Consider the following 3,762-nt stretch of genomic DNA (forward strand, 5'->3'; position numbering starts at 1 on the left):
CCTATACACCAGGCTATTCGTCGGCAGCGTCAGATGTGTATAATAGACAGCTCCTGATCCTCCTGGACCGCACGGGCCTGATCACGGCCCCGCCCGAGACCCTGGAGAAGATCGCCGACCGCCTCGACAGCGTCGCGGAACGCTGCGGCCCCGCCATCGCGACGTACAGCAATCCCGCCAAGACCCTCGCCGCCGAGCTCGCCGAGGCCCTCCCGCTGATCTGGACCGAGGGCGGGCTCGCGGGCTCCGCGGGCCGCCGCTTCGCCGCCACGCTCGCCGAGCTCGCCGGACACCCGGCGCTCGCCGCGCAGCTCCCCGAGGCGCTGCCCGCGCACGGCGCCCTGCTCTCCGGCGACCTCACCCCGAGCCCCGACGGCGACGACTTCTTCCGCGACCGCGTGGAGGACGCCCAGTCGCTGCGCGCCCGCGTCGTCCTGCTCCGCGACCGCCCGTCGGACGCCGGCGGCCTCACCGCCGCGCCCGCCGCCCGCGAACTCGCGCACGGCCACGACGTCGCGGTCAGCGAGCTCGAACCGGAGGACGGCGAGGAGCTCGAGACCCTCGCCGACCTGATCGCCGTCACGGATTTCGCCGCCGTTTACCTGGCGCTCGCCCCGAGGGACCGATCATGACCACAGCCCGGTCAAGCGGCCCGGTCATGACCTGAGACCCGCATCGCGCACGAGCGCACGAGCACACGAGCACACGAGCGCACGAGCGCACGCACGTACGTACGTAAGGGAGACCCCCTCCGTGGACCGCCTCACCAACACCATCCGCCCCTACGCCTGGGGTTCCACCACCGCCATCGCGGAGCTCATCGGCGTCGAGCCGACCGGTGAGCCGCAGGCCGAGATGTGGATGGGCGCCCACCCCGGCGCGCCCTCGCGCACCGGGCGAGGCCCGCTCAACGAGGTGATCGACGAGGATCCGGAGCGCGAGCTCGGCCGGGCGGCGGCCGCCAAGTTCGGCCCGCGCCTGCCCTTCCTCCTCAAGATCCTCGCCGCGGGCGCCCCGCTCTCCCTCCAGGTGCACCCCGACCTGGAGCAGGCGAAGGAGGGTTACCAGGACGAGGAGCGCCGCGGCGTCCCGGTCGACGCCCCGCACCGCAACTACAAGGACGCCAACCACAAGCCCGAACTGATCTGCGCGCTCACGGAGTTCGACGGCCTGTGCGGCTTCCGCCCGCCGGTCGAGGCCGCGGAGCTGCTCGCGGGCCTGGGCGTCGACTCCCTCAAGCCGTACGCCGACCTGCTGCACGCCAAGCCCGAAGAGGCCGCCCTGCGCGAGGTCCTGACGGCCGTGCTGAGCGCCGACCCCGAGCAGATGGCCGCGACCGTCACCGAGGTCACCGCCGCCGCCGAGCGCCTGGGCGGCGACTACGCCCCGTACGCGGGCATCGCGCACCACTACCCCGGCGATCCGGGCGTCATCGCCGCGATGCTCCTCAACTACGTACAACTGCAGCCCGGCGAGGCCCTGTTCCTCGGCGCGGGCGTCCCGCACGCCTACCTCGACGGCCTCGGCGTCGAGATCATGGCCAACTCGGACAACGTGCTGCGCTGCGGCCTGACCCCCAAACACGTCGACGTGCCCGAACTCCTGCGCATCGTCCGCTTCGAGGCGACCGACCCCGGCGTCCTGCGCCCGGAGGCCTCGCCCGACGGCGAAGAGGTCTACGACACCCCGATCGACGAGTTCCGCCTCTCCCGCTTCGTGCTGCCCGAAGGCGGCGCGCGGCACGACCTCACCGCCGGCACACCGCAGATCCTGCTCTGCGTCGCGGGCTCCGTCCGCGTGGGCGACGCCGGACAAGTCGGCCCCGGAGAGTCCGTGTTCGTCCCCGCGGGCGAAAAGGCCGAAGTGTCCGGAGTCGGCACGCTCTTCCGTGCCACTGTGGTGGCCTGACACACCACGAGTCGCCCGTGCTGCAACAATGACCCACCGCAAAGGACGGGCAAAGCCACGTCCGGACAGCGGTGGGTCATGAACGTACGCAGGCGAAGGGACAACGGGCACACATGAGCGCGTCAGGCGGAACAAAGGCGATTGTCGCGGCACTCGCCGCGAACCTCGCGATCGCGGTGGCGAAGTTCGTCGCGTTCCTCTTCAGTGGCTCGTCGTCGATGCTCGCCGAAAGCGTGCACTCGCTCGCGGACTCGGGCAACCAGGGGCTGCTGCTCCTCGGCGGCAAGAAGGCGCAGCGCGAAGCGACCCCGCAACACCCCTTCGGCTACGGCCGCGAGCGCTACATCTACGCGTTCCTGGTCTCCATCGTGCTCTTCTCGGTCGGCGGCATGTTCGCGATCTACGAGGGCTACGAGAAGATCAAGCACCCGCACGAGATCGAGGCCTGGTACTGGCCGGTCGGTGTCCTGGTGTTCGCGGTCATCGCCGAGAGCTTCTCCTTCCGTACGGCCATCAAGGAGTCCAACCACACGCGCGGCAACCTCACCTGGACGCAGTTCGTCCGCCGCGCCAAGGCCCCCGAGCTGCCGGTCGTGCTCCTGGAGGACCTCGGCGCCCTGGTCGGTCTGGTCCTGGCCCTCGTCGGCGTCAGCCTCGCGCTCACCACGGGCGACGGCGTCTGGGACGGCATCGGCACGCTCTGCATCGGCATCCTGCTCATCCTGATCGCGATCATCCTCGCCGCGGAGACCAAGTCCCTGCTCCTGGGCGAGGCCGCGGGCACGGACGAGGTCGAGAAGATCGAGAAGGCCCTGGTCGACGGCGACACCGTCACCCGCGTCATCCACATGCGCACGCTGCACCTGGGCCCCGAGGAGCTCCTCGTCGCCGCCAAGGTCGCGGTGCAGCACGACGACACGGCCACCGAGGTGGCCGCCGCGATCAACGCCGCCGAGGAGCGCATCCGCGCGGCGGTCCCGATCGCCCGCGTGATCTACCTGGAGCCGGACATCTACAGCGAGACGGCAGCGGCCGAGGGCACCAACCCGGCGAAGTAGCCGGGGGGTTATTGGGCTTCTTCTTTAGAAGGCCTTTCGTTTACGTACGCCGATGGGGCCCCGCACCTTCCGAGGTGCGGGGCCCCATCGACGTACTGCAGCGACTTACCGAACCTCACGCAGCACGTCGAGGATCGCCGCGTCATCCGGCGCCGCCTCGAGCCGCGCCCGGAAGTCGGTGTCCATCAGCTTCCGCGAGAGCATCGCGAGAATCCGCAGATGCTCGTCGCCCGCGGCAGCCTCCGGCACGGAGATCATGAAGATCAGCTTGGCCTTCGTACCGTCGAGCGCGCCCCACTCGATGCCCTCGGCCGACCGGGCGAACCCGACGACCGGCGAGGTCACCGCATCGGTCTTGGCATGCGGGATGGCGATCTCCTCGCCGAGCCCGGTGGTGCCCTGGGCCTCACGGCGCAGCGCGGTCCGCACGAGCTCGTCGACGTCGTCGACCTTGCCGGTGGTGGCGAGGAGCTCGGCCATCTCGCGGATCGCCGACTCCTTGTCCGCCGACGCCAGTTGGACCTTCACGGTCCGCTCGCTGAGATAGCCGGAGAGGACCTCGTCCTCGGGGGCGGCATTCTCGGGGGCGGGGGCCGGCACGGCGGGGGACTTCTGCAGCGCCGCTCCGGAGCCACTCGCAGAGACAACCCTGTATCTTATACACATCTCCGAGCCCCCGAGACGCTCATGAATCTCGTATGCCGTCTTCAGCATGCACAAAAAATTTGCAATCCTTATGCCCGTCATGTTGACGACGCCAGCTGCGGTTGCTGCCCCTGAAGCAGCAAACGGGACC

At 70.0% G+C, this 3,762-nt stretch carries 3 protein-coding genes and 1 pseudogene; 3 read left to right on the top strand and 1 reads right to left on the bottom strand.

The window, feature by feature from the left end; translation table 11 throughout:
• The 3 genes from E2651_RS41950 to E2651_RS41960 all read left to right on the top strand — a co-directional run.
• The coding region (locus E2651_RS41950; RefSeq protein WP_280922836.1) for an SIS domain-containing protein at positions 1-632 on the top strand (632 nt) is incomplete at its 5' end.
• 121 nt (positions 633-753) lie between these two features.
• Complete coding sequence (gene manA, locus E2651_RS41955; RefSeq protein WP_135336520.1) at positions 754-1,908, top strand: mannose-6-phosphate isomerase, class I; 1,155 nt, start codon at positions 754-756, stop codon at positions 1,906-1,908.
• Positions 1,909-2,021: 113 nt separating this feature from the next.
• The gene (locus tag E2651_RS41960; RefSeq protein ID WP_135336521.1) at positions 2,022-2,966 is read left to right on the top strand and encodes a cation diffusion facilitator family transporter; all 945 of its coding nucleotides are present in this window, start codon (positions 2,022-2,024) and stop codon (positions 2,964-2,966) included.
• Positions 2,967-3,071: 105 nt separating this feature from the next.
• Here the strand turns inward: E2651_RS41960 and E2651_RS41965 are convergent.
• A pseudogene (locus E2651_RS41965) lies at positions 3,072-3,530 on the bottom strand (fructose PTS transporter subunit IIA); the annotation flags it as partial.
• Positions 3,531-3,762: the final 232 nt, after the last annotated feature.

Source organism: Streptomyces sp. MZ04, assembly GCF_004684775.1.
Taxonomy (GTDB): domain Bacteria; phylum Actinomycetota; class Actinomycetes; order Streptomycetales; family Streptomycetaceae; genus Streptomyces.